Origin of the sequence: Methylocapsa sp. D3K7, assembly GCF_029855125.1 — a bacterium.
Lineage (GTDB): Bacteria > Pseudomonadota > Alphaproteobacteria > Rhizobiales > Beijerinckiaceae > Methylocapsa.
The window spans coordinates 3,369,791-3,388,900 of record NZ_CP123229.1; the positions used below are offsets into that span (position 1 = coordinate 3,369,791).

The window sequence follows — 19,110 nt, forward strand, 5'->3', positions numbered from 1 at the left end:
ATTCGCGCGCCCGCGTTATTGCAAGGTGTAGCTATGCGGAGGGTGCGCCGGGCATGCGACAATGGGGAGACGCTCGATCGGCGCGAAAGTAAGGCTGTTGTCTTTGAGGGCTCCGGCAAGCGATCTGCTGGCATAAATCAAAGCCTCGATATCGCCGCTTCCCAAAAGCGCCGGGGCGGTGAGAGTCTCCGCTCGCGCGTCCTTGCGCTGCGAAGCTGCCATGAGCCGCAAGACCAGAAATTCATCCCCGCAAAGACAGCGGCAGCCCGAGAAACGCCATAGGATCTCCCGCCTTGACTGTTCGGTCAGGGTTTGGGTGAACAGACGAAATTTTGCATGCAGAATCTTGGCCGGCGCGGGGGCCGCGAAACGCCGCAAGATCGCAAGGGCGCAATCCCAATAATCCTTGTCGCGTGCGCAATATCCGGCCATCCACAAACGGTATTGGGCAAAAAATACGCGTTCGGCGGGGGCGTCCGCATGCACGGCGGCGATCTGTGCGGGCGGTGTTTCGCTGTGCATCACGATGGGCTCCATCATTATTGGCACGGGAATGAGATCAGGGTTGAAGCCGTGGCGGGGCCAGTCGGGAGCGCAACGCCAAGACTGGCTCTGGCAAGGTGCCAGACTGCGAAGTCGCGCGCCTTGGCCTCGAGACATTCTTGAGGGCAGCCTCCATCATAATAGAGTTCCAACGCAACGACGCAGAGTTGCGTCAGCTCATCTAGGTTAGCAGGTGTGTAAGCCAGCCGAGCGCAGACAGAATGTTCCAATATTTTATTTATTCTAATTCTTTCCTCAATAATGTTGCACATGTTCTGCTCCATTTTTTGGATAAATAGTATTTAAGTAAGTAAATACATGAGATCAACAATTATGTTTTTTATCTATTCTAATTCGATTATGTACGGGAGTTGTTTTAGCTCCGCGTGAACGAGCGAAGGAACAGGACATGCGGCGGTTCGGCCGCGCGAGCCTCTGTTTCACGCAAGCGGGATTTGCCAGATGCCCGCAATCTTGTATTGGAACGCCAACCAGAAATTTGGATAAAAAAATGTGCTGGAATGGGGAAGCGTCGGCGGTATTGGCGGCAACGGGCGTGGCAAGTGCGGCCTACTCAGCCCTGAAGCGCAATCCTGAGCCGCCAGCCCTCTGGGGCTGCCTGTTGTATTTTTCCAGCATGGAAGTGCTGCAAGCCGTGAGCTATACGGTCGTCAACCAATGCGGCAGTCCGCTCAATCAGATTTTGACGCTGTTCGGCTATCTGCACATCACGTTCCAACCGTTTTTTATCAACGCGGTCGCGCTGTATTTCATGCCGAAGGATTTGGCGGCGCGCATCGCGCCTTTTGCCTATACCGCGTGTTTTGCCGGCGCGATCATGATGCTGGTTCAGCTTTATCCTTTTACCTGGGCGGGAGTCTGCGAGCCCGGCCGGCCGCTCTGCGGAAAATTGCTTTGCACTGTTCGCGGCGAATGGCATTTGGCCTGGCTCGTTCCCACCAATGGCATCGGCAACAGTCTCACGCATGTGAATTGGCTCGGCAATGGCTATCCCGCTTACCTCCTCACGGCCTTCGCGATGCCGGCACTTTATGGGAGCTGGCGTTTCATCCTGTTCTCCTATCTCGCCGGGCCATTCGCCTCGCAGCTCACAACGTCCAACATCAATGAATGGCCGGCTGTCTGGTGCCTGTTCAGCATCGGGCTTTGCCTGACCATCATAAAAACGCCGCTGCGGGATCATCTCTACATTGTAACGCCCTATTGGCGGATCGTCTCTTGGCTGCGCCGCAAGGCGGCGGCACCAAAATTGAAGACCGCACTCGAGGAGAGTGGAGAGCCCGCGGTCGAAGAACCGACGTAACATACATCATGCCAAGAGAGCGCGCGTCTCGTGCCTTTGCGAAATGCGCCGGAACGGATTAGTTTTGCCGAAGCTGGAGGTTTGACCCATGGATTTATCTTTAAAATCTTCTCTCGATCACTTTCAGTTCCCGCACGCGCCCCGGATATTTCAGCGGCTTCGGGCTGTTTTTGCCGTCGCCCTGATTGGAGCCAGCGTTTCGGGCTGCGGCTACAACACAATCCCGACGCTCGAGGAGCAGGCCAAGGCCAAATGGGCCGATGTGCAGAATCAATATCAAAGGCGGTCCGACCTCATCCCCAATCTCGTCGCGACGGTGCAAGGCTATGCCAAGCAGGAAAAGGACGTATTGACCTCCGTCGTAGAGGCGCGCGCCAAGGCGACGTCCGTCAGAATCGATGCTTCGCAATTGACGGATCCAGACAAGCTCAAGCAATTCCAGGAGGCCCAGTCGCAATTGTCAGGTGCGCTTGGCCGCCTCCTCGCGGTCAGCGAGAATTACCCGGACCTTAAATCCAATCAGAATTTTCTTGCCTTGCAGTCGCAGCTTGAAGGCACCGAAAATCGCATCTCCGTCGCCCGGCGCGATTATATCGAAGCAGTTCGTGCCTATAATCTCAGCCTCAAGACATTCCCAAGCTTGCTTTGGGCCGCGACCTTTTTTCGCGGCAACAAACCAATGGCTGAATTTGCCGCCAATGAAGCGGCGCAGACCCCCCCGCAAGTCAAATTTTGACGGCGGGGTTGCCGCGGTCCCGCGCGGGAATGATACCATTGGATAGTGTTTGGCATCGCCACGGGCATGCGCCACGCCGCGCGGAAAAATCCGCGATGGCCGGGCTGTGCCTCGCGGCGGTTCTACTAGCGGCGCTTGCGTTCGCCAGCCTCGCCTTGGCCTATGCGTTTCCGCCGCTCACCGGGCGCGTTGTCGATGCCGCCAACATCATTCCGCAACCCGTCGCCGATCAGATCACCGCAAAGCTCGCCGCGCTGGAATCAAAGTCCGGCATCCAGCTCGTCGTGGCGACGATAAAATCGCTCGATGGCGACGAGATCGAGCCTTACGCCAACGCCCTGTTTCGCACCTGGGGCCTTGGCGAGAAGCAAAAGAACAATGGCGTGCTGCTGCTCGTCGCGCCGAACGAACGCAAAGTCCGGATCGAAGTCGGCTACGGTCTCGAAGGCACGCTGACCGATGCTTTGTCGAAGATCATCATCATCAATGCGATGGCGCCGCGTTTCAAGACCGGCGACTATGGCGGTGGAATCGCGCGCGGCGTCGATGACATCATCACCGTTTTGACAACCGATTCCTCGGAATGGGAAAAGCGCCCGGATCTGCGCATCGTTCACAAGGATACGACCTTGGACGACCTCGGCCCTTGGATCGCTCTCGCGCTTTTCGTGTTCATTTTCTTTATGCTGACGCCGCGCCGCGAACGCGGCAATCTTCTGTCCTTCCTTCTCGGTATGCTGATGAACTCCGGCGGCCGGGGAGGGGGTGGCGGCGGCGGTTGGGGAAGCGGCTCCGGCGGCGGCTGGTCGGATGGCGGCGGTTTTTCCGGCGGCGGCGGATCGTCCGGCGGCGGCGGCGCATCGGGGAGTTGGTGATGGCGTATCTCTCGCGGACTGCTCCCCTTTCCGAAGACGGCCAGCGCCGCATCAGTGCCGCGATCAAGAGAGCCGAGGCGGCCACGTCCGGGGAAATTGTCTGCGTGCTCGCACGCGCGTCTTCCGACTATATGAGCACCACGACCGCCTGGTCGGCACTCATCGCCCTGATCGCGCCGTGGTTCCTGATCGCCCTCACAAATCTCTCCGTGCGCGAGATCTTTCTGGCGCAAATTATCCTTTTCGTTGTGCTCTTTCTGATCCTCTCGGAATCCGCGCTGCAACCATATCTCATCCCCCGGCGCGCCCGTCGCGCGCAAGCTCATCGTGCCGCGATGGAGCAATTCATGATTCGTGGCATGGCGCGCAAGAAAAACCGCGCCAGCATCCTGATTTTCGTTTCGCTGGCCGAACATTATGCGCGCATCGTCGCTGACGACGGCATCGCCGCCAAGGTCGATCAAACTGTCTGGCAGGACGCGATCGATGCACTTCTGGAGTGCATGCCCTATGGCGAAATCGCGGAAGGGTTTGTGATTGCGGTCGACAAATGCGGCAAGGTTTTAGCCGATCATTTTCCTCCCGAGCCGGGCGGCGAGGACCAGCTTCCGGACCGGATCTATCTGATTTGAGAAGCGTGAGCGGGCCGGATTGACATCGCGCCGCAGCGCCCTAATTGCCTTGTGTTCGTAAAGGCAGGGAGGTGCCGCCCATGTTTCATATCGAATTTGTTGGGAAGCTTCGCGAAGGCGCTCCGCCCGAGGTCCTCGACCGGATGGAAACCGACATCGCCGATCTGCCGCATGTCGTGACGCATGCCAAATCGCTGTACGCGAATGTCATCGCTCAACGGACCCATAAGCCGCTCCCTCGCGGATTCCGGATATTGGACCTTCAAGGAACCGAGGTCGCGCACTGGAGTGTCGACGATTCCTGAACGTCCTCGCGACGCGACGAATTGATCTTCCGCATGAACGGATCGAACGTGATGCGTCGCCTTTGCCTGGTCTTACTCGCGGCCTTCGTGGGCCAAGCCTACGCCGGTAATGACTCGGGCGCGATCCGGTTAAGCAAACCCAAATCGGTGATGCGCCATGTTGCCGCCTTCCCCCGGCTTGCCTCTGGTGCGGAACCGGCCAGTATCGCGCGGATCAACAAAGCACTGACGCAGGCTGATGGGAGGGTGCGAAAAGCCGCAAGGGACTGCCTGCAGGCGGACCGCAAACATGCAAATTGGACGCGCAAGGTTTCCGTGCCCATGCAAGGGCCGCGCTATGTGAGCCTCATTGCCGCCGATGACTATTTTTGCGGCGGCGCCCATCCCGACAATAGCACGGTGGCGCTGGTGTTTGATGTGGACACCGGCACGCTGGCCGATTGGGCAGAACTGCTGCCGGAGTTGGCGCAACATACGGGAACCGATACGGTGGGCGATGGCTCGACCCTGGGCACCATCGCATCGCAGAAACTTGCGGATCTTTACAAGGACGCGGCCAAGCACAGCGGCAGCGACCCGGCATGCGCCGACGCTCTTAAGGATACGGAGCTGAACTTCATCCTTTGGCCGGACGCTAAGCAAGACGGTTTGACTGTGCAGCCAGCTGGATTGCCGCACGCCATCGCTTCCTGCGGGCCGGCGATGGCCCTTCCGGTCAAGACGCTGAAAACGCTTGATGTCAACGCAGGGCTCCTGGATGCGATCGAGGCCGCGCATCGGCAGGGTCATTGACTGGCTGAAGCCGCCGGTCCCGATTGCCGGGCCGCGAGATAGCTATGCAGCTGCGCGACGACAGCCGCTCCTTCGCCGATGGCGCCGCCGACCCGCTTGACCGAGCCCGACCTCGCGTCGCCCACGGCGAACACGCCAGGCACATTCGATTCGAGCAGGAGCGGTCCGCGCAAATTGCCGTTTTCCGCGGCGCAGGCTGCCGCCGATTGCGGTCCGGTGCGGACAAAGCCCTTTTCGTCGAGAGCGACACCGCACTCCCGCAACCATTCGGTCGCGGGATCGGCGCCGGTGAACAGAAACACATTGCGGATCGCGCGTTCCGTTTCCGCACTGGTTGGGGTGTGCCGCCAGCGTATCCGCTCCAACCGGCCTTCAGGCGTGGCCGTGAGCTGGGTGATCTCGGTACGGCAAAGAACCTCGATATTCGGCTGCGCTTCGATGCGCTCGATCAGATAGCGCGACATCGTCGCGGCAAGACTTTCCCCGCGCACGAGCATGCAGACTTTGGCCGCGAAGCCTGCAAGAAACACCGCCGCTTGGCCGGCCGAATTGCCCGCCCCGACCAGCGCGATTTCCTCTTTGCGGCACATTCGCGCCTCGATGGGGGAGGCCCAATACCAAATGCCGCGCCCCTCAAAATCATTTAGGCGTGGAATCGCGGGGCGCCGGTAGCGGGCTCCCGCCGCGACGACGATCGCCTGCGCCTTGACGCTGCGGCCATTGGCCAAACTCAGGGAAAACGGCGAGCCCGCGCAACTGAGCCCCGTGACTTCCACGGGAATGGCCACTTCGGCGCCGAATTTTTGCGCCTGCACATAGGCACGGCCGGTCAGCGCCTGGCCAGAAATGCCGGTCGGAAACCCCAGATAGTTCTCGATTCGGGCGCTGGCGCCTGCCTGTCCGCCAAAGGCGTTGGCATCGAACACGATGACCGACAGGCCCTCCGAGGCGGCATAGACAGCGGTCGCCAGTCCTGCGGGCCCCGCGCCGACGATCGCGACGTCATAGGTCCGGTCCGCCGCATCGCAGGACACCATGCCGAGGCATCGCGCCAGCTCCGTTGTACTTGGCCGCTTGAGCACGGTTCCGTCGGCGCAAACGGCGAGCGGTAAGCCGGACGGATCGGGCGCATAACGCTCGACCAGAGCCTTGGCATCGGCGTCGTCGTCCGGGTCAAGGGTCTGGTGCGGGTAGCCGTTGCGCGAGAGAAAACCCTGCAAGTGCACCATCTCCGGGCTCAACGCAGGGCCGATCAGGACAGGGCCGCCGGTGCCGTTCTCGATCAGCGCGACCCGCCGCAGAATTAGCGCCCGCATAATCTTCTCGCCAAGCTCGGCTTCGGCAATGATGACGCCGCGCAGCCGCTCGGGCGGAATGAGGAGCGCCTCGACATCCCCTGTTGCGCGGGCATCTACCAGCGCCGCACGGCCCGACAATTGACCGACTTCGGCCAGAAATTCTCCCGGCCCTTCCTCGACGATGGGAACCACATGGCCCATGCCGTCGTGGGTGCTGACCGCGACCGTGCCCTTCAGAAGCAAAAACATACCGGCGCTCGGTTCGCCGGTCTCAATCAAGAGATCGCCTGTTTTATAGTGCCGGACCTCGCCGAACCGGCGCAGCCGCTCGATCTCCTCCGGCCGGAGTTTTGGAAACATCTGATCGCGGCGTTGGTCTATCGTGGACATGGCATTAACGCGCGGGGCTCGCGGATTATGGTTGAAGTGTACCACGTTTTGCGGTTTTGGCGCCGAAGGAACCTCTCATGCTGAGGAGCGTCCAAGGGACCCATCAGAAGGACGAGGCGAGAGGCTTAGATTCTAGGGGGCATTCAGTTTTCGCCATTCATCTCATGGCTGCCACTGTCGGCGAGGCGGAGTCGCTCCTTTCAAGGATGTGCAGCACCGGCTTCGCCGGCGCGAGCGAAGCTCGCGTCCTTGACAGGCTCGATCCGCTCGCCAAACTTGCCGCCGTGCAATGAACGGCGCGGTATAATTTCCCACGTCCGCTGCTTCGCAAAACCGTTTTATAGATTGATCGCGCTGAACGCCGAACGTCGCGTCACGGTTTTGGCACTTGCGGTACGGTCGGTGCGGCAATCTTTTTGAGCTTCGCCTTGTCGGCCTCGGAAAGCCCAGGGGCACTAGCGCAATGCGCTTCGTCTAGGAAAGCAGCCGCGAGAGACTTTGGCACATCTCTTCGGACGGCAAGGTCGAGAATTTTCTCCAATTGACTGACCAGCGCAGAAAGCACAGAGGGCGTTCCAGCGCAGCCAACCTCGCGCCACTGCCCGGCGAGGTTCCTCTCAAAGACCTCTCGAGTGGGAGTCTCGCGTTCGCGAGCAGTCCACATCTTTGCTATCTCGTTTTCGCCTTCCAGGGCCTTTGTTGGATCAAGGCGTTGCTCGATCCTTCCCATGGCGGCGTCCTTGTTTTCGCCTTCGGGAACCTCTTCGGTGATGAGCTGCTTGAGTTTCGCGAAGGAATCCACCGTCCAGTCGCATTGATCTGAATTCGTAAGAAATTCTACTTTAACTTTATCTCCTTTCGGGCCAGTCTGCCCTGTCTGCGTGGAAGCGACAAATGTATCCTTCCAAGCCGCCGTTCGAGCGTCGGCTCTCCAGACACAGACAATTCCAAACACCCCCCCTATAAACGCGTCATCGAGTTTCGTGGTTTCGAGCGAGGCGCCCTGGAGCTGCGCATTGAACAGCAAAGCGCCCTGGAGCTGCGCGTCGTCGAGCGAGGCGCCCTGGAGTTGCGCATTGAACAGCAAAGCGCCCTGGAGCTGCGCTTCGTTGAGCGAGGCGCCCTGAAGGTGTGCGCCATTGAGCGATGCGCCTTGGAGTTCCGCGCCGTGGAGTGAGGCCCCTCGGAGTTCCGCTTCATCGAGTGTAGCACCCTGGAGGTGCGCTTTATCGAGCGAGGCGCCCTGGAGCTGCGCCTTTTTGAGAGACGCGCCCTGGAGCTGTGCTTTTGGGAGATCAAGGGCATCTCGAAGGTACGCGCCGTTCAATGAAGCGCCTTGGAGCTGCGCATTTTCGAGCGAGGTGCCCTCGAGGCGTGCATGGTCGAGCGAGGCGCCCTGAAGCTCGGCGTCTTTGAGTGAAGCGCCCTGTAGCTGCGCTTCGCGGAGCGAGGCGCCTTGAAGCTGCGCCTTTTCGAGCGAAGCGCCCTGAAGCTCTGCGCCGTCGAGCGAAGCGCCCCGGAGGTTTGCTTCGGGGAGGTTTAGGGCACCCCGGAGGTGTGCACCGTTGAGCTGGGCGCCCTGGAGTTGGGCTTCCTTGAGCGAAGTGCCTTGGAGCTGCACTTCGTGTAGCGAGGCGCCTTCGAGCTGCGCTTTGCGGAGCGAGGCGTCGCGAAGCTGCGCACGGTCGAGCCGCGTCTGCTCCGCCCATACATCGTTGAGGTTGGCGCGATTGAGGATTGCGTCTGAAAAATCAACATGTCGAACATCCGCTTCGCGCAAGTTCGCGCCCGTCAGATCGCGACCCGCAACGAACAAAGCGGCGACCCATCTCTGTGCTCCGGCCGAGCCTTCGTTCTTTTTGATAATATCTGAGAGTTTTGTGTCCTCGATCAAATCTTCCCCGTGGAGGTCCAATGTGTTGGTCGGCGTCCGCAGATAGGTTGATCCATGCAGCCATTGGGTCGCGAGATAGATGCGCTCATCCGGAAACGTCGCCACCATCACCGCATAAGCCAGCGCGGCTGCGCTTCCTATTCCTGGCACGACGAGCCCCCAAGTCGCCTTTGGCCGTAGCCGAGCCCCCCAACCGCTTCGATAGCCCGGCCATAGGGTCCACACGAGTGCGAGGTCGAGCGCTAGCAAGCCGCGATGCAGCCAAGTGATAGGCTCGCTGTGATAGGGCAGGAACTTGATTTGGATCATCAGCAGCAAAGCGACCGGCGCGAGCGCGAGAGTTATGAGCGCCATGAGGCTCAACAGCTTGGCGTTGATCCCTTTGCGCTCCAGTCTGCCACCGACCAAGAGCTGCACGAAAAGCGTGTTTTCGATGCGCATGCGAAAATTTTCGCGCGCCTTCTCATTCTCATCGTTCTCATTTTTTGGAAAGGCACTTTGCAGCGCATCCTCAAAAGAGTTCGCCGTGCGGGCAAGCAGCACGAGGTTCAACAGCATATAAAAATGGAAGGTGACGAAAATAATCGGCGTGAGGATATAGAAAGCCAAAAGCGGCAATGGGATATTGAGCACCGGCAGATTGAGCGGGCTTTCCAAAAAAAGCATGCGATGCGTGGTCGTACCCGTCGCGATCGCAAGATAGAGCATGAAAATGAGAAAACTGAACCACAGGGTCTGGACGCGCTCGGCGGAGTGGTTGAGCGAGGCGGCCAGCGCCTCGGCCTCTTTTGTGTCAGGCGCGCTTGGTTTTGCGTCCTCCGCCAATTCGTAGAACATCGCCCTCACCCCCGGCCAAAAGCCTAGCGGGTTCCCGCAAACAGGGCAATATTTTCTACGGCGCGGCGGATATGGCGAAACTGTTCGGTATGTAAAAATTCATAACGTTCGCCACACCCGTCGCAGTTCTGTTTTTACCATTATTGACCCCCTCAAAAATGGCAGAACAAAAATTCGCCACAACTGTGGCAACGGCGCCACAATGTTTCAAACTTCGCGACCGGTCATGTTCGCCGCGCGATCGCACGCGCCGCAATCGGGAAAGTGTATGAGCGATTTTCTGATTTTTTGCCTCAATCGTACCAAAACGTTTCACGTGAAACATTTGGGGATTATAACCTTGACAAAAGTTGACCCAAATGTTGAAAGCGCAGTGCGTGACAGGCCGGACTCTGATTCGGCGCGTTCGTCAGGGCGCGTCGATCGCGGCTGTATCCCGATTGGCGAGGGCGCGAAACGCTTCAACGATGCCGTCAACAAGTTGCACAAGCTCATGCAGCGTTGGGATGATTTCCCGCCCCGCAAGCCCAACTTCGTTTGGGAAGATGAGTTTGATTTCCGTTGGGGCGTTAGGGTCGCCGATGACTCTGGGGTTTATCCTTCCGTCGTCTTCCCACATTTGGATGACAGGGGAGGCGGTGGTAATTGCGTTGGGAATCAGCGCCCGGTGCTTGTCTTGAATATCAAGATCGTGAATCGCGCGGAGTGCGGCGTTCCCGTTGTGGTGAGGCTTCATGCTCACCAAAAGAGCCACTGCGTCGGTCCCGGCGCGGTTAAATTTACGTTTCTTAATCATGTGTTCTAGTTCGTCAGCGCTCTTGCTGAACGGAAAATATACGTCCTCATCATTTTCATCGGCTGCCCGCACTATTTCACATGCGGTTAGGTCTAGGGCGGTCCTGAGATTGTGGATAACGTCGCCGATGATCGCTCCCAGCCATTCCGGGGCGGCTTCGACATTGAGGGTGAAGTTAAATTCTATGCCGCCCCTCGCCTCCGCGAGTTCGACAGTGAATCGAGCTGGGTTGCTCGCGATGAAGGCCGCAGCTTCTGTTTCAAGTTCAGCTAGGTGTTTTTGGGCGCGCCTGATTTTTGTGGTGGCATCTGAAAAGGGATATTTCATGAATAAATTCTCTCATTCCAGAGAGGCACAGTTACTCAATCCATCGGGCATTGCCCGCCACTAAGGCATCATGAGACGGTCGGAGTTCGTTATGACACCTCGGGCAGAAAAATCCGCCACCTCCACCACTCTTAATGCGTGTGCGTTGGATAATTTCGACTCTGCGCTCGCCGTAGCAATGTGCACATATCCAATGCGGTGGTTTGGTGCCGCGAGCATCTGGTTTCAACATGTAAGCGAAAGCACTCCATCCCAAGTCTTTCAATTCATATTGCTGCTTCTCAGCGTCCCATGTTTCAAAATTAGCCACTTCTTTTTCAAGCGCGCGTATGCGCTCAACCAACGAAAATTGCGCCGATTGTGCGGAAAGGATTTCTTTTTGAAGGTCTATGACCGCCCGGTCTCGAGCGGTAGTATCGTGGATATCTTGCAAAGCCTTCGCCATATCAAACATGGTCTTGAAAGCGCTGAGACCAGCAAATATCTCGGCGGTCATGATTTTCGCCCTAATGATGATTCGTGCTAAAGTATAGGCATGACAGAGAAAATTCCAAAGAAACCGCCAGACATTGCGACCCGGATTATGGAGAGCATGGCCCGCATGCCGCCCAAGCCACATGAAGATATGAAACTTGGAACGCATAAGCGGCCGAAGCCGGTTAAGGAACGGCCAGCTTCAAAGGGCCGGATCCATAAAGGGAAATCTCACGCTTAAGCTATTTCTTTCTTCGCCAACGAAGAAAGCGTTTAGCTTTTTGTCTAAAGGGGCGTGCCTTCACCAGTCCGCCGATATGTTAAACGCTTTCCGGTGATCCCGGCCGCAATCTTTGTGACGCGCTCTTTGTCGTTGACGCCAAGGCGTGAGCGATTGTTGTATCGAAAATCGAACTCGGCAAGGTAGCGATGTAGATGCTTTTCATCGCAATGCTGATAAACGCCCTTCATGCCACGCTTGAAGATGCTGAAATAGCCTTCAATCGTGTTGGTGTGAACATCGCCACGAACGTATTCATCGGCCTTGTGGCTCACGGTCTCATGGCTCGCAAAGTCAGAACTTAGACGGCTATAGTGGCCACCTTCGTCAGTCATCATCGCGGTTTCTTTCGCGACGTTTTTGCGGATGATCGGCATAACATCGGCAGCGCTGGTGCCGTCGATATGGAACGAACGAACACTCCCGCCGCGCACGACAAGCGATAGCACTGCGTTCTTGTGGCCGTGGCCGCGACGTTTAACGGAATCTTCCTTGCGGCCTATGAAAGTTTCGTCGGCCTCCACTACGCTGCCCTCGCCGCCCATCGGCGCAAGGCCACCAACGCGCATTGCTTCACGGATGCGGTGCATCATGAACCATGTGCTTTTGTAGCTAATGCCGAGCATGCGATGCAGTTGATGTGAACTAATGCCTTTCTTAGACGAGCCAATAAGGTGCATCGCCAGCCACCATTTGGTGAGCGGGATCTTACTTCTCTCAAAAACCGTTCCCACAGTTGCCGTGAATTGCTTTCCACATTCATTGCAGTAGTGCAGGCCGGGGCGGACGCTTTTCGTTTCTAGTTTTGCAATCTTGCTGGCGGCGGCATTGCCGCAATGCGGGCATGTCGGACCATTGGGCCAAACAACAGCTTCGAGCGCTTCGCGGGCTAAGGTTTCGTCGGTAAAGCGTGGGTCTTGAAGTTCGGCAGACATGGGAAGCTCCTATGCCCACATACTACCTATTGCTGCACTTTTGTCAAGGTTACAATTGCCAAACATTTTGGTACGATTGACAGGTCAGCGGCCGCGCAGAGCGGTCAGGACCGAGACGCAGGCGCGGCCATCCGGATGCAAGCCGGACTTTGCTTGAAAGTCTGTGATCGCCTGTTTTGTTTTGGTCCCGATGACGCCGTCCGCCTTGCCGTCGAGATTATAGCCGCGCCGCATCAGCAGCGTTTGCATCTCGCGGCGGTCGGCGCGCGACAGGCCAGGATCGTTGGTGGGCCATGCCGTCGCGAGGCCGTGCCGCCCGCGCAGCCGGTCGGAGAGCAGCGCGATCGCCAGCGCATAGGACTCCGCCGCATTGTAGGAATAGATCGCATCGAAATTGCGGGTTACGAGAAAAGCGGGACCGGCGGGACCGGCGGGCAGCAGCAGCCCCGCGCTTCCGCCGCCCGGCAGATGCGATCCGTCGATCCGGGTCACGCCCCGCCCGGCCCAGGCGCCCATCGGCTCCTTATGGGTGCGCCCGGAGGGACCCGCATAATGCTCCGGCAGGCGGACCTCATAGCCCCATTCGAGGCCGGGAACCCAGCCGCCCTTGCGCAAATAATTCGCCGTCGAGCCCACCGCGTCAGGAGCGGAATTGATGAGATCCTTGCGGCCGTCGCCGTCGAGATCGACCGCCGTCGCGAGGAAGGTTGAGGGCATGAACTGCGTATGGCCGAAGGCGCCCGCCCAGGAGCCATTGAATTGGGCGGGATCGATGTCGCCATGCTGAATGATTTTCAGCGCGGCGAAGAGTTCGCCCCTGAAATAGCTTGCGCGCCGATGGCTGCTGCAGGCAAGGGTCGCGAGCGACTGCACCACCGGGCGGGTGCCAAAGCTGCGGCCAAAATCGGATTCAACGCCCCAGACGGCCGTGATCGTCGCCGGGTCGACGCCGAAACGGCTTTGCGCGAGCGCCAGCGCCTGGCCATAGCGGGCCATCATGGCCTGCCCGTCGCGCACTCGCTCGTCATCGACGAGCCCGGCGAGATAGTCCCAAATCGGCGTCTTGAATTCCGGCTGGACCTGCGACATGGCGAGCACGTCGGGATTGGGCGTCAGCCCGCGTGTGATCTTGTCGAAGGTCGCGGCTTCGACGCCGCTCGCTTGCGCGGCCCCCCTGAGACCAGCGAGGCAATCGGAAAAGCTTCCTGCGCTGGCTTGCGTGGCGGCGAGAGCGAGGCCGAGAGCCAAGCCAAGCGCAAGGCCGCCTGAGAGACGCCGCATGGCACGAGCATCGATGCTGATCAAACTGTCCGTTCCTATAAGCCGGCGGTGTTTCGCTCGCGGATATCCGGTAGCGAGACATGTCCGGCTTGGCAAGCGTGTGCTTTTCAGGCGGCCAGCATGCGATGGACTTCGTTAACCAAATCCTTCAAATGAAAGGGCTTTGACAAGACTTTGGCTTGCGGCGGCGCGTTGTTGTCGGGGTTGAGCGCGACGGCCGCGAAACCGGTGATGAACATCACCTTGATGTCGGGATCAAGTTCGGTCGCTCGGCGGGCCAATTCGATGCCGTCCATCTCCGGCATGACGATATCGGTCAGGAGCAATTCGAACGGTTCTTCTCGCAATCTGTGATACGCGGACATGCCATTGTCGAAAGAAGCGACGTCATAGCCAGCGTTCTGCAACGCCTTGCCGAGAAAGCGGCGCATGTCATTGTCGTCCTCGGCGAGCAGAATTTTGCAATTGATGGGAAGCTGCATCTCGTTCATGGGGGTTCCTCGCGGGTCTTCACCATCAAGCGGCGCTCCAGGTAAAAATCGAGTGAAAAATTCAGGCGTTCAAATTATTGGGCCATTTTTTCATCCGCTGTTGCCAAAAAGCGATAGTACTGGACAGACTGTCATGTCCTTGCCAAATTGGATCGTTGGTGAACAAGCCGCTATCCGGGCGGCTTCCCGCGGGACGCTCAATTGACTCTCAACCCGCCACATGAGCCTGAACTCGATCCGCCCTTCGAAGTGGTGGAGCCTGTTCGTCTGACCTGCCCCTTGGTTTTCTCTTCGCCGCATTCCGGGAATGTCTATCCCCGCCGGTTTCTCGAAGCGGCGCGGCTTGACGAGAGCGTCCTGCGCCGTTCGGAAGATGCGTTCGTCGATGCTTTGTTTGGCGGCGCCACGGCGCTTGGCGCGCCTCTCATCAGGGCGAGGTTTCCCCGCGCTTATCTCGATCTCAACCGGGAGCCTTACGAGCTTGACCCGCGCATGTTCGATGGGGAGTTGCCCGCATTCGCCAACACCCGCTCGCTCCGCGTGGCTGGCGGGCTTGGGACGATCGCCCGCGTCGTTGGCCAGGCGCAAGAAATCTATGGGCGCCGAATTCCGGTGGGAGAAGCCCTGGAACGTATTGAAAAACTCTACAAACCCTATCATGCATGCCTGCGCGGATTGATCGACCGGGCGCTGCAAGTTTTTGGGATCGCGGTCTTGATCGATTGTCATTCCATGCCATCGGGAGTGTTGCGGCAGACGCCGCTGTTCAAACTGAGCGAACCGGCGCGCAGGCCGGACTTCGTGGTGGGAGACCGCTACGGAACGAGCTGTGCCGCAGATTTCGTCGATCTCGTCGAATATGAACTGCGCCAGCGCGGTTATGACGTCCGGCGCAACAAACCCTACGCAGGGGGGTTCATTACCGAACACTACGGCAACCCGGCGGGCGAGTGCCATGCCATGCAGATCGAAGTGAGCCGGTCTCTCTATATGGACGAACGGGCCGTCATCAGGGGGGACAGATTCGTGGAAGTCGCCGCTGATCTGACGATGATCGCGGGGGCCCTTGCGGACGCCGCGACCGCCCGCCGCGACCGGCCTCGCGCCGCCGCTGAATAAACCGGGGGAACCGGAAATTGAGTTTGGGAATTAAGCCACGAACGAAAGAGGCCGCCTGCGTTACCACAGGCGGCCCAAGTCTAGGGAGGAAACGCCCAAGGAGGGCATCGGCGGCAAAAAACATTGCCGCGTTGCAACAATATGCCCTTGCGACGCACAAAAAGCAAGTGATGCTGACTGATTTTTCCTGGAAATCCTACATCTAGATAACCGTTTGTTTTTATTTCTAATTCTCCACAGCGCAAGCGGTGGGAGAAGGGTCTGCGCCAATTTGTCCTGGGCAATCTGGCCGATCTTGAACCCGCTCGGCAATTCCAACTCGAAGCGGTTCCGGCGGCACCTTCCGGCCACATATGGCAGGAAGCTTCCCTCTGCCCCTCAAGGCCAGTCACCCCCGCTCTTCTCCGTCCGCGCCGTCTTTATGGGCGATCACGTGGAGATTGGCTGTCAGGATGTGACCTCGCACCTGGCCGGTTTCCGAGGCAATCCGAAGCACCGTCAGAGCCCGGAACATGTGCCAAACCGCGGCTTGCAGACCACTTTTTAATCCGTGCACCCCCACGGGTGGAATCTCCACAGCTTCTATGAGGCCGAAGCCGAGCGGTTGGAGCAGCTGGTTGAAAGCCTCCCTCGTAAAGAGCCTTTCATGGGTCAGGTCGGACCAATAGATTTGGCCGCTATAGGCAGAGCCGCCATTGGGAACCCTGATGATCAGACGGCCGCCGGGCTTCAGGGTACGGGCGATCTCGTGGCTGGCCGCAAGAAGCTCAGGCCGCGTCAGATGCTCCAATATATCAAAGGCGATGATAGCTTCGAAAGCACCGTTTGGGCTCGTTTTCAGCAGTTCCAAGCCGTCAGCATGGCGCAGTTTGGCGGATGTGTGCCGGGCAGCCGTCTGTAGTAGGGCACCCGAAATATCGACTCCGGTCAGATCGCTGTAGCCGAGCGACTGCGCGGCGGCCAGCAGCAGTCCGTCGCCACAACCGAAGTCCAAGATCGCCCCCGTTTTGTTGGGAGGGAGCAAGCGGCGCATGACAGGGACGTGGCCTTGCAAACGCCTTTGCCAATCCGTCTCGGTGTCATTGCCAAAGATGACATGCGTCTCATGATAGTTGCCGTAAATATAGTGCTTGAATTGATCAAGCTCGCTGACCTCCGCGAGTCCGTTGGCCTTCGTATGAGTCTCGGTCTCTTGAGTCTCAGTCTCTGGCGCGGCTAATGACATGGGCTGTTTCCAGGCTGCGGGGCTATGAGATTACACCTTGGAACACCAAGGCACGCACCGCAAGGGGCGATGGGATGCGGCAAAGGGCGGGTTGCAATCGGGACCGCGCGCTTTGTCGCGCGAAAACAGAGCCCGGATAAATTGACCTCCGGCGGCACCGGTATTATCTCATTGTCATGGCTTTACGGACGATTCTGACCCTTCCCGATCCGCGGTTGCGCCAAAAATGCGCGCCGGTTGCTGAGATCGATGCGAGCATTCACGCGCTGCTGGATGATATGCTCGAAACCATGTATGCGGCGCCAGGCATCGGTCTCGCCGCGATCCAGATCGCGGTACCGAAGCGGATTCTCGTGCTGGATGTGGCAAAACGCGAGGACGAAAATGCCGCGCCGGAGCCGCTGTGCATCATCAATCCGGAAATTCTCTGGGTGTCGGAGGAGCTTTCCATCTATCAAGAAGGCTGCCTGTCGATCCCGGATTTTTACGAGGACGTCGAGCGTCCGGCCCGAGTGCGCACCCGCTTTACCGGCCGCGACGGCCGCGCTCAGGAAATCGAGGCGAACGGACTTTTGGCGACCTGCTTGCAGCATGAAATCGACCATTTGAACGGTGTTCTGTTCATCGATCATCTGTCGCGGTTGAAGCGGGACCGCATTACGAGAAAATTCGCCAAAACCGCCAAGCATGGGAGTCCTTCGCCCAAGAAGGGCGCGAGCAAGGAGCAAGCGGCTGCTGACGGTTAAGTAGAAGCCTCCGCGATCTCTTTAAGCAAACTCTCCCGAACCAGGCCTCACCATTGCGCATCGTCTTCATGGGGACCCCGGACTTCGCGGTGCCCGCGCTTGCCAGACTGATCAGCCAGGGTCATCATGTCGCGGCCGTCTATACGCGGGCGCCGCAGCCTGGCGGCCGGCGTGGTCTCGAATTAAAACCCTCTCCGGTCCATGCGGCGGCGCTGCTTTTTGGCCTGGACGTCGTCACGCCGCTAACGCTTCGCGTGGACGATGCTGTCGCGACCCTGCGCGGTTTCAGACCCGATGTGGTGGTCGTCGCGGCCTATGGCTTGATCCTGCCGAAAGCCATTCTCGATGTTCCACCAAAAGGCTGCCTCAACCTGCACGCATCGCTGCTGCCGCGCTGGCGCGGCGCCGCGCCCATCCAGCGGGCGATCATGGCGGGCGACCTTGAGACCGGGGTGATGGTGATGCGCATGGAAGAAGGGCTCGATACGGGCCCGGTCGCGCTCACCGAACGCTTCGCGATTGACCCTGATGCGAATGCTGGGGACCTCACCGAAATACTCGCCCAAGCTGGCGCCGGATTGATCACGAAGGCCCTGGCCATGCTGGAGAAGGACAGCCTTATCTTCGTCCCGCAGGCCGAGGAAGGCGTGACCTACGCCCACAAAATCGACAAGGCGGAAGCGCGGATCGATTGGCAAAGGTCTGCCATAGATCTGCATAATCTCGTGCGTGGGCTGGCGCCGATGCCGGGCGCCTATTTCGAAGCGGATCTTGGCAAAGGCTTGGAGCGCGTGAAAATATTGCGCGCGAGAATCGCGGAAGGAACGGGGGTGGCCGGCTGCGTGCTCGATGAACATCTCACAATTGCCTGCGGGGAGGGGGCGCTGCGCCTCATCGAGGTGCAGCGCTCGGGCAGGGCGCCGATGGCCGCCGCTGATTTTTTGCGCGGTGTCCGGCTTCCGGCCGGAACTTTGCTCACCCAAAAGTCCGATGCCGCGCTATAAGCTCACGCTCGAATATGACGGGACTCCCTTCGTCGGCTGGCAGCGGCAGGATAATGGGCTTTCCGTGCAAGAAGCGATCGAGACGGCGCTCGAAGTGTTGGGCGGCGAGAAGATCAGGATCCGCGGTGCCGGGCGCACGGATACTGGGGTGCATGCCTTGGGGCAAGTTGCGCACGCGAGCCTTGCCAAGGAGTGGCGCACCGATGTGCTGCGCGATGGCTTGAACGCGCATCTGCGGCCGCTGCCGGTCGCGATTCTTGCAGCCGAACGTGTGCCTGATCATTTTGACGCGCGGTTCTCGGCCGTGCGGCGGCATTATCTCTATCGGATCGTCAACCGCCGCGCGCCTTTGACGGTGACGCGAGGCCGCGCCTGGCTTGTGAAACGAAAGCTCGATAGCGGCGCCATGCAGGACGCGGCGCGCGTGCTTCTCGGCAGCCACGATTTTACTACGTTTCGCGCGTCGCAGTGCCAGGCGGAGAACCCGGTGCGCACTTTGGAACGGCTCGATGTTGTGCGCGAGGGGGAGGACGTTCATATCCTGGCGAGCGCGCGGTCGTTTCTGCACAGTCAGGTGCGCTCGATCGTCGGCTCGCTCGAGCATGTGGGGTCCGGCAAATGGAGCGTCGCGGATATGAGGGACGCGCTCGAGGCGCGTGACCGGTGCCGCTGCGGGGTGGTGGCGCCGCCGGAGGGGCTTTATCTTTCAGCTGTGGATTACGACGCGCCGCCAGCCAAATAAGCAGGTGGTTTAAGTCGTTTTGCGGCGCGCTGTTACAAATAGTTAATAATAAAAAACGGTTGCG

General features: G+C 59.0%; 20 protein-coding genes. 11 read left to right on the plus strand and 9 right to left on the minus strand.

The features are described 5' to 3' along the window. Positions 1 to 15: 15 nt before the first annotated feature. The gene (locus QEV83_RS15920) at positions 16 to 525 is read right to left on the minus strand and encodes a hypothetical protein (protein WP_280128662.1); all 510 of its coding nucleotides are present in this window, start codon (positions 523 to 525) and stop codon (positions 16 to 18) included. Between the two features lie 529 nt (positions 526 to 1,054). Between QEV83_RS15920 and QEV83_RS15925 the strand changes: the two genes are divergently transcribed. The 6 genes from QEV83_RS15925 to QEV83_RS15950 all read left to right on the plus strand — a co-directional run bounded on the left by QEV83_RS15925 (position 1,055) and on the right by QEV83_RS15950 (position 5,207). After that, positions 1,055 to 1,867 carry a DUF5765 domain-containing protein gene (locus QEV83_RS15925; RefSeq protein ID WP_280128663.1) on the plus strand — a complete coding sequence of 271 codons (813 nt, stop codon included), beginning with the start codon at positions 1,055 to 1,057 and terminating at the stop codon, positions 1,865 to 1,867. A gap of 88 nt (positions 1,868 to 1,955) precedes the next feature. After that, positions 1,956 to 2,603: a LemA family protein gene (locus QEV83_RS15930; protein WP_280128664.1), complete on the plus strand. Its 648-nt coding sequence runs from the start codon at positions 1,956 to 1,958 to the stop codon at positions 2,601 to 2,603. A gap of 95 nt (positions 2,604 to 2,698) precedes the next feature. Further along, the gene (locus QEV83_RS15935) at positions 2,699 to 3,478 is read left to right on the plus strand and encodes a TPM domain-containing protein (RefSeq protein WP_280131105.1); all 780 of its coding nucleotides are present in this window, start codon (positions 2,699 to 2,701) and stop codon (positions 3,476 to 3,478) included. Next, a complete protein-coding gene (locus QEV83_RS15940) occupies positions 3,478 to 4,110 on the plus strand; it encodes a hypothetical protein (RefSeq protein ID WP_280128665.1) in 633 nt (210 codons plus the stop codon). The genes QEV83_RS15935 and QEV83_RS15940 overlap by 1 nt, the downstream gene beginning before the upstream one ends. 80 nt (positions 4,111 to 4,190) lie before the next feature. Then, a complete protein-coding gene (locus QEV83_RS15945) occupies positions 4,191 to 4,415 on the plus strand; it encodes a hypothetical protein (protein WP_280128666.1) in 225 nt (74 codons plus the stop codon). A gap of 51 nt (positions 4,416 to 4,466) precedes the next feature. Continuing rightward, positions 4,467 to 5,207, plus strand: a complete 741-nt coding sequence (locus QEV83_RS15950; RefSeq protein WP_280128667.1) for a hypothetical protein — start codon at positions 4,467 to 4,469, stop codon at positions 5,205 to 5,207. Here QEV83_RS15950 and QEV83_RS15955 read toward each other — a convergent pair. Continuing rightward, complete coding sequence (locus QEV83_RS15955; protein ID WP_280128668.1) at positions 5,201 to 6,895, minus strand: FAD-dependent oxidoreductase; 1,695 nt, start codon at positions 6,893 to 6,895, stop codon at positions 5,201 to 5,203. The two genes, QEV83_RS15950 and QEV83_RS15955, sit on opposite strands and share 7 nt — an antisense overlap. Positions 6,896 to 6,972: 77 nt before the next feature. Here QEV83_RS15955 and QEV83_RS15960 point away from each other — a divergent pair, with 77 nt between their 5' ends. After that, on the plus strand, positions 6,973 to 7,188 hold the full coding sequence (locus QEV83_RS15960; protein WP_280128669.1) for a hypothetical protein: 216 nt from the start codon (positions 6,973 to 6,975) through the stop codon (positions 7,186 to 7,188). An 80-nt stretch (positions 7,189 to 7,268) separates the two neighbouring features. On the opposite strand, the gene QEV83_RS15965 is transcribed toward QEV83_RS15960, so the two are convergent. The 6 genes from QEV83_RS15965 to QEV83_RS15990 all read right to left on the minus strand — a co-directional run bounded on the left by QEV83_RS15965 (position 7,269) and on the right by QEV83_RS15990 (position 14,201). Then, the gene (locus QEV83_RS15965) at positions 7,269 to 9,626 is read right to left on the minus strand and encodes a pentapeptide repeat-containing protein (RefSeq protein ID WP_280128670.1); all 2,358 of its coding nucleotides are present in this window, start codon (positions 9,624 to 9,626) and stop codon (positions 7,269 to 7,271) included. Between the two features lie 409 nt (positions 9,627 to 10,035). Continuing rightward, on the minus strand, positions 10,036 to 10,749 hold the full coding sequence (locus tag QEV83_RS15970) for a hypothetical protein (protein ID WP_280128671.1): 714 nt from the start codon (positions 10,747 to 10,749) through the stop codon (positions 10,036 to 10,038). A gap of 31 nt (positions 10,750 to 10,780) precedes the next feature. After that, a complete protein-coding gene (locus QEV83_RS15975; RefSeq protein WP_280128672.1) occupies positions 10,781 to 11,245 on the minus strand; it encodes a hypothetical protein in 465 nt (154 codons plus the stop codon). Positions 11,246 to 11,508: 263 nt separating this feature from the next. Continuing rightward, positions 11,509 to 12,438 carry an IS1595 family transposase gene (locus QEV83_RS15980; RefSeq protein ID WP_280128673.1) on the minus strand — a complete coding sequence of 310 codons (930 nt, stop codon included), beginning with the start codon at positions 12,436 to 12,438 and terminating at the stop codon, positions 11,509 to 11,511. 84 nt (positions 12,439 to 12,522) lie between these two features. Beyond that, complete coding sequence (locus QEV83_RS15985) at positions 12,523 to 13,743, minus strand: lytic murein transglycosylase (protein WP_280128674.1); 1,221 nt, start codon at positions 13,741 to 13,743, stop codon at positions 12,523 to 12,525. Positions 13,744 to 13,826: 83 nt separating this feature from the next. Further along, positions 13,827 to 14,201, minus strand: a complete 375-nt coding sequence (locus QEV83_RS15990) for a response regulator (protein ID WP_280131106.1) — start codon at positions 14,199 to 14,201, stop codon at positions 13,827 to 13,829. A 210-nt stretch (positions 14,202 to 14,411) separates the two neighbouring features. Between QEV83_RS15990 and QEV83_RS15995 the strand changes: the two genes are divergently transcribed. Beyond that, positions 14,412 to 15,329: an N-formylglutamate amidohydrolase gene (locus QEV83_RS15995; protein WP_280128675.1), complete on the plus strand. Its 918-nt coding sequence runs from the start codon at positions 14,412 to 14,414 to the stop codon at positions 15,327 to 15,329. A gap of 388 nt (positions 15,330 to 15,717) precedes the next feature. Here QEV83_RS15995 and QEV83_RS16000 read toward each other — a convergent pair whose 3' ends face one another. Next, on the minus strand, positions 15,718 to 16,554 hold the full coding sequence (locus tag QEV83_RS16000; protein ID WP_280128676.1) for a class I SAM-dependent methyltransferase: 837 nt from the start codon (positions 16,552 to 16,554) through the stop codon (positions 15,718 to 15,720). A 176-nt stretch (positions 16,555 to 16,730) separates the two neighbouring features. Between QEV83_RS16000 and def the strand changes: the two genes are divergently transcribed. From def to truA, 3 genes are all read left to right on the plus strand, one after another. Continuing rightward, positions 16,731 to 17,300, plus strand: coding sequence for a peptide deformylase (gene def / locus QEV83_RS16005; RefSeq protein WP_280128677.1), 570 nt, complete (start codon positions 16,731 to 16,733; stop codon positions 17,298 to 17,300). Between the two features lie 68 nt (positions 17,301 to 17,368). Next, entirely contained in the window at positions 17,369 to 18,304 is a 936-nt protein-coding gene (fmt, locus tag QEV83_RS16010) for a methionyl-tRNA formyltransferase (protein ID WP_280131107.1), read from the plus strand. Beyond that, positions 18,291 to 19,046: a tRNA pseudouridine(38-40) synthase TruA gene (gene truA, locus QEV83_RS16015; protein WP_280128678.1), complete on the plus strand. Its 756-nt coding sequence runs from the start codon at positions 18,291 to 18,293 to the stop codon at positions 19,044 to 19,046. Before fmt ends, truA begins: the two co-directional genes overlap by 14 nt. The last annotated feature ends 64 nt before the right edge of the window (positions 19,047 to 19,110 follow it).